The following is a 6,233-nucleotide window of genomic DNA, read 5'->3' as shown; positions in this document are numbered from 1 at the left end:
ATTCTACTTCTGATCGCGCTCTTTTTGTGGGGGGATTACCAAGCGAATTGACCAACTTCCGCATCTCCCGCGTGTGTTTGGTACGCGCCCATCCTCCACTCGCGGCCAGCACTCCTAGCTCCTCGCCTGAGGCGAAGAAAGCGCGCACGGTTCGGAGGTCGCTTTCATCGATGTGGAGCAGTAATTCGCGTTCAATCAGTGCCATAGACTTGGCTAAGATCGGACTTGTATAATTGACTCGATCAATGCAAACATACGGACGCTTGCCCTCTCCCTTGTTACCACGTACAGTCTTCCGCTCGACCACAATGCCGAGCTCTGGTTGGCACGCTGTCGCTGGTGGCAATGGTCGCGGCACGAACGTTGGTGACGAGCTGTAAAGGTGATCGCGCAAAGCGGAAAGGGGCGCCCGATTTCCGAGGGACTCGGTGGGCGTTACATTGTAGTTCGCAATCAGCACATCGATGATGTCGAGCAAAACCTCGTATTCGATCTTGGCCGTTACTGCCTTGCGCACAGGGTCATCACGCCTGGTATCATTCGGTCCGGTTCCGGTAGTCGAAGGAAGGCGTTGAAAACCATACTTTTCTAAAGTCTGCATCAGACGTTCAATCACCGCGCGATGATCCCATCGACCGATTGCGCCATAGGTCAAGAAGCAACCAATGCGTCTTCGGGAGCGCTCGGCAATCGCCGTAGCGAAGTGAGCGGCTGCGTTGTCAACGGTAAGCGTGTTCCAGCCAACACCAGAAAGCTCGGGAAACACGCCTGAGGGTAAGCCAGCATTCGGCAGATATGACATACCTGGCACCTTTAATTGACGGGGGAGCCACGTAGTCAGCGCGGATTTCAGTGCGCTCTCAATTGTTCCCGCTGAACACTCCGTACGGATACCGACGCTGTACCCAATGATGGCGCGAGATTCATATTCAAGGACCGGTACAATCCATAGGCGCTCCATTGGTACCCATTGTGGTCCCGCTGGACCATGAATGCGAACGGTACCGATGCAGTCGATCTTGTGGGCATCGAGACCCACAAGGTCGTAGGGTGCGAGTGACTGAATACGTCGCGAGTGTCCGGTGCCGACACGCAACCGGGCGGCAGCGTCTGTGCCGAAGCGAGCACGGGTACCCTCGGCTACGTTCGCTTCGATCAGATCAATCATGTAGCGCTCAACAGAACGGCGGCCCTGGGACTTCGAATTCAGCGGATAATTTTCGCGCGAAAGCCCAGCCTCGACACATAGCCGTACCAAGGTAGAGTGCACCGTCTTGGCTGCAATGCGTGCCTCGTGCACGACTCCCCGCTTGTTGCGCTTCAGTATTAGTGTGTCGAGCTTTTCCTTAATTTCGGGATGTTCGTTTAGGAATGCAGAAAACGCGCCTACGAAACCTTTTGCCCGTCCTGAACGTCCCGTCGGTAGTTCGGCATCACGCCTGTAGGGGCCAATGCGCCCGTTTTTCAGTAGAGCCGCCCAGCCCATGATGTGGCCGTCTGTAGAAAGTGCCACGCAGCGATTTAGCGCGCGGATAATCTCCTCCGGCGCTACACCCACTTCTTCGCTAATCGCACTCAGCCGTCCGGTCGCGACATAGGCTTCGATGGCCCGCTGCAAACGCTCGAATCGTTGACGTTCATCCTCGCCCAGTACGGCGACATCAACTTGGCGCCATAGCCGGGTGTCTCGCAATTCCTGCGGAAGCGTCCGAAAGGTCCAGCGCCGGATAGTCATGACTAGCCTCGTGCAACAAACGTTGTCGTCATTGAAACGGGATGCTCGTCGAGATCACTGTTGAGATCGCCCAGTTGTACCAGTCGAAATGCCGCTGCTGCGTAGAGGGCGAACAGGTTCCTCGCGCCAAGCTCAGCAAGTTCACCAAGGGTCGCTATTTCTCGTGCGTGGATGAAAGTTGCGATCTCAGTCATGTATGGGGCCAATGCGGTTCCCCTCGCCGCTGTCATCCAGGCAATGCACCTTTGCCAGTTCCAAAGCAGTTGTCGGTTTTGATTGAGAAACTGGTGGTCTAAGCAAACGAGGTTCGCCCCAGCATGCTCGGCTGCATCGGAGAGCATGAGCTGCTGTGCGGCAGCGTCACTGTTCGGCTTAATGCGCTCGTCGGAAACGTGATGCCACTGAACTGCACCGTCGCTGTAATGAACAATCGCTGCGAACTGCATTGGTCCTAAATGCGGAACGTCCAGTTCTGGTGCGTAGTTGACGTCGATTACTGATGGGTCTGCTTCGGTTAAGACGAAATGTTCGAAGTAAAGATCACTTCGAAGTACCCAATCCCTGTCCGTACGAGGACTGTAGACGTACCAGAGAGCAGAATTTTGATGACCGCGCCGCCCATAGGCTGCCGCGAGCTTCCCTCGCAAACGGGTTCCTAGCCGACCGGACTTTCTACTGACGTTCACCGTGATCCCTCCGAGGTTCAGGACGACTACGAACAGTACGGCTTAGCTGCTACCTGCACACCGGTGCGAGTGCCTGTCAGCGGGAATTAAACTCGGCGGACCCGCACGCCAGAGCCATGTCTCGGGAAGCTTTTATGTAATGTAGCCCAACGCTGAGTGAAGCGGCTGTCGAAATACTAACAAACTTCTGTCGCACATGATTTGACTAACACTATTCTGTCGCACCAGCACGACAGAATAGTGTGTGCTCGAGAGATTTTGATACCGGGTTTCTCCTATAGGGTCTGCTTAGAAAACGACTAACACTTTTATGTCGGCGCACTCCGGCAGCCCTCAACCCAACATCAAGCCGCCACCCAAAGTACCGCCGACGCATCGTCCGCCGCTTTGACTGCCCGTTCACCCGTATCCCCGCTTGCGCATTCGAACGCCCGCAGTTCGTCCAGCGCAGCATCCAGCCCATGCTCTTCGCACCGCGCAATCAGTCCCGCATCCGTGTACAGCCCATACGTATCCACGAGCCTGTAGAAACCATCCGTCATCACCAGCAGCGCCGCACCGGGCGCCAATTCGAACGCGCACGTGCGTGCCTGGAACGGTCCGTGCGGCTGCACGCACAGGACGGTCGGCGCCGGCGCAAGGTTCTGCGCCTCGCGCCGGGCACGCAGCATCGGCAGCATGCGTTCACGCCGCTGCGCGCTGTCGACCACGCCCGCAGCGCGCAGCCGGGCGATCTCGGCCTGCAGGACAGCTTCCTGAGGATTGGAAAAAGGATCCGGATCCGAGACGGCGCCGTCCGCCGTTCGCAGCAAGGTCTTGCAGTCGCCCAGGCTGTACAGGCTCGCCGTGGAGCGTCCATCGCGATCGAGGATGCGCAGCCACGTGAGCGCAGCGATTGGCCAGGCATGCAGTGGCGCCGTTTCGTGGCCGCCGGCTTCGATGAATCGCGCGCGCACGGCAGCGACGGCGGCTTCAACGCTGGCCTGCTGCGAACGCTCCGGCCGTACATTCCGGCCGATCGCGGCGGCGAAGGCCTGGACGAACCAGCTAACGTCGCCGCGCATCGGATCGATATAATCACGCCCGGCGACCGAGGTACCGCCGTCGATCACCAGCAAGTCGGTGACATCTGGCGCTGAAAAGACGGCGACGTGATCGTCGTTGCGGCGCGCATGTGCACCGGAGCTCAGGTAAGTCAGTGTCATCGCGGTTTGCCTGTTCAACAAATGCAGCGACTCTACCCGCGCGCAAGATGCAGGACAAGCACCACCCCGCCAATCGGACCGAACTCGACAATATATAAGCTAATGTCGAGTGATATATTCGCCGTTCAAACCGTACCTATGGCTCCGGTTTCCGAGATCTTCGATGGTTCAAAACTGTACTTTCAGGCGTTACAGAAAGCCGTCTAACTGTACTTCCTGAAATTACAGATTGTATGACTCAGGTCGCCGCCATGCCCGTCTCCGGCCGCGGCCCGCCGTCGACCCGCGCCATCCACGTCTCGAACTCCGGCGCCGGAATTGGACGCGCACGCAGGTAGCCCTGCGCCATGTCGCAGCCATGCGCCTGCAAGAACGCCTGCTCCGCCTCGGTCTCGACGCCCTCCGCCACGACAATCAGGTGCAGCCCGCGCACCATCGCCAGCCCCGCCACCACCAGCCCTGCCCGCTTGGCATCGACGTCCACCTCGGACACCAGCGACATGTCCACTTTCAGCTTGTCCGGCCGCAGCCAGCTGATATATCCCAGCGACGAATATCCGGTGCCGAAATCGTCGATCGCCACCAGCACCCCCAGCCCCTTCAGCGCGGCCATGGTCGCCCTGGTCTGCTCGGTAGCGGCCAGCTGGTTCCGCTTGGTGATCTCGATGCACGGCAGTTGCTGGCCAGCCCCGTCGTCTGCAGCACCCGCTCCACCGTCGGCACCAGCCGCCCGGACTTGAACTGACCTGCGGTGACGTTGACGCGGTTGTCTGCCCCCGTGGGCCGGCTGCCATGCCGGGTGCGCCAGGCGGCGTCCGGCGCCGAGGCATCACTCTAGGCCGCGGTGGACACGCTGGCAAGCAGGCACGGCCCGCAGGCGGATGGCGGGCCCGGAGCGCGCGCACGGCAGGCGCACGCGTTTGCGCACTCTCCGTGCGTGCGTGACAATGACCTCATGCGAACTGGTCTTTTATGAAAGGAACACCATGAACATCACGGTAGCGAATACCCTCCCCGATAGCGCGCGCATCACCCTGGTCGGCGAACTGCAGGACGGCAGCTTCAAGGCCAAGGTCATGACCGAGACCGACGTTCCGTATACGCCGTACTGGGACAAGCTGCTGGAGCAGCGCATCGTCTATATCCAGCCGGACGAGGAGCAGCTCGGTGCGATCCTGGCCGCGCTCAACGAGCGCAGACTGTCACTCGACGAGTTGCAGAATTACGGCAGCTCGTCCGGCGGCACGTCGTCGATTCCGGTCTGATCATCGCCGGCATCGCTGGTTCCGGTCTGGCGCGCCGACGCCATCCCTCTGTCGACACCGCCATCGGCGCCCGATCCCAGGATCTCGTCATGCCGTTCCTTGTCGGTCTTGTGCAGATAGGCCGCGGTGGTGGCGATGTTCGCGTGCCCTGCCGTGTCCTGCAGCGTCTTGAGCTGGACCCCGCTATTGGCGTGGTTGGTCAGCATGCTGTGACGCAGCCAGTGCGGCGAGGCCTGGCGCAGCATCGCGGCGCTGTCGCCGTCGCCCTGGGCCGCGGTTTCGTCGGCTGCCAGCTGGAAGATCGCCTTCAGCGCTTCCGACGCCGCTTCGTCGGTAATCCGCACGAACTCTTTCGTGCGGCTGGACAGCACCAAGGGCATGCGGTCGGCGCGGCCGGTCTGCGGCAATAGCCCGAAGGCGCGGCGGTAATCCCGATAGGCGGCCAGCGTGGCCGGCGGCACCGGCAACCGGCGCGGTTTGTTTCCTTTACCCACCACGTCGAGCCACCAGCGCCCGTCTCCCTCGCTATAGATCGAGCCCATCCTGGCGCCGACGATCTCGTTCAGGCGCGCGCCGGTCTGGGCGAACGCGATCAACAGGAACCGGTCGCGTTCGCGCTGGCGCGTCGCCGCTTCCGATTCGCCCGGACGGGCCTCGGCCGCGGCCAGCGCGTAGGCGATCGCCTGCGGGGTCAGGTAGCGCGTGATGCGGCTCGCATGCGGGGCGCGCACATTGCGCACCAGGCGCGCCGGGTTGCGTCGCAGGTAGCCGGTGTGTTCGGCGAAGGCCAGCACGCCCTTTACCGCGATCATCGCCTGGCGCCGGCTGGTGTCCGACAGCGGGCCGGTGAACGGCCGGTAGCGCGGATCGTTGCGCGGCCACTTGGTGGTCGAGACCCATTCCGGCGGCGGCTGGCGGATGAACTCCTTGTAGGCGTTGAGGTCGGCCACGGTCAGCTGCTGGAAAGTCTTCTGCGCTTCTTCGCGGCACCAGGTCAGGAAGCGGTACAGCTCCTTCTGCAGGTTGGCAATCGACTTTGGACTCAGTTCGCCGTGCGAGATATACTCGCGCGCCAGCTCGGCGTCGCTGGTGGCCGAGGTGACCGGCTCGTCGTGCATGCCGCGGAAGATGCCGGCGTCCGGACGGCTGGCCGCGGCGCGGTCGGGATGCGCGTCGGGCGACGGTAGCGGGTCCAGGTCGATCGGCAGGAAGACGGGCATCGCGGGCATGGCAAATTGCTAAAGGACTGTATGGATATACAGTATAGCATCGTCGCCCTGCCCTCCGGAAGGGTTAAGGTTGAGTTCGCATCAAGCTCCCGGTCCGGTCTCCTCAATCGAGC

Annotated in this window: 6 protein-coding genes; 1 reads left to right on the top strand and 5 read right to left on the bottom strand. The window is 61.2% G+C overall.

Translation table 11 applies throughout. From position 1 onward, the window contains the following. The 4 genes from QPK27_RS20685 to QPK27_RS20670 all read right to left on the bottom strand — a co-directional run. Positions 1–1,735 (bottom strand): hypothetical protein (locus tag QPK27_RS20685; protein ID WP_290420062.1); only part of this gene is annotated, 1,735 nt, incomplete at its 3' end. Positions 1,736–1,737: 2 nt separating this feature from the next. Continuing rightward, positions 1,738–2,382 carry a hypothetical protein gene (locus QPK27_RS20680; protein WP_290420061.1) on the bottom strand — a complete coding sequence of 215 codons (645 nt, stop codon included), beginning with the start codon at positions 2,380–2,382 and terminating at the stop codon, positions 1,738–1,740. Positions 2,383–2,765: 383 nt separating this feature from the next. After that, complete coding sequence (locus QPK27_RS20675) at positions 2,766–3,626, bottom strand: protein phosphatase 2C domain-containing protein (RefSeq protein WP_290420060.1); 861 nt, start codon at positions 3,624–3,626, stop codon at positions 2,766–2,768. A gap of 238 nt (positions 3,627–3,864) precedes the next feature. Next, a complete protein-coding gene (locus QPK27_RS20670; protein WP_290420068.1) occupies positions 3,865–4,287 on the bottom strand; it encodes an EAL domain-containing protein in 423 nt (140 codons plus the stop codon). A gap of 325 nt (positions 4,288–4,612) precedes the next feature. On the opposite strand from QPK27_RS20670, the gene QPK27_RS20665 reads away from it, so the two are divergent. After that, the gene (locus tag QPK27_RS20665) at positions 4,613–4,891 is read left to right on the top strand and encodes a hypothetical protein (RefSeq protein ID WP_290420059.1); all 279 of its coding nucleotides are present in this window, start codon (positions 4,613–4,615) and stop codon (positions 4,889–4,891) included. Here the strand turns inward: QPK27_RS20665 and QPK27_RS20660 are convergent. Beyond that, positions 4,849–6,120, bottom strand: a complete 1,272-nt coding sequence (locus QPK27_RS20660; protein WP_290420058.1) for a tyrosine-type recombinase/integrase — start codon at positions 6,118–6,120, stop codon at positions 4,849–4,851. The two genes, QPK27_RS20665 and QPK27_RS20660, sit on opposite strands and share 43 nt — an antisense overlap. Positions 6,121–6,233 lie beyond the last annotated feature (113 nt).

The sequence above is a fragment of the Massilia sp. YIM B02443 genome, assembly GCF_030411955.1.
Lineage (GTDB): Bacteria > Pseudomonadota > Gammaproteobacteria > Burkholderiales > Burkholderiaceae_D > Telluria.
Note: the sequence above shows the minus strand (reverse complement) of the source record. Positions and strands in the feature narration are given on the sequence as shown.

Excerpts from the sequence above, each read along its gene's own strand:
- QPK27_RS20665 (WP_290420059.1), top strand. The coding sequence starts at position 4,613 with ATGAACATCACGGTAGCGAATACCCTCCCCGATAGCGCGCGCATCACC.
- QPK27_RS20675 (WP_290420060.1), bottom strand. The coding sequence starts at position 3,626 with ATGACACTGACTTACCTGAGCTCCGGTGCACATGCGCGCCGCAACGAC.
- QPK27_RS20660 (WP_290420058.1), bottom strand. The coding sequence starts at position 6,120 with ATGCCCGCGATGCCCGTCTTCCTGCCGATCGACCTGGACCCGCTACCG.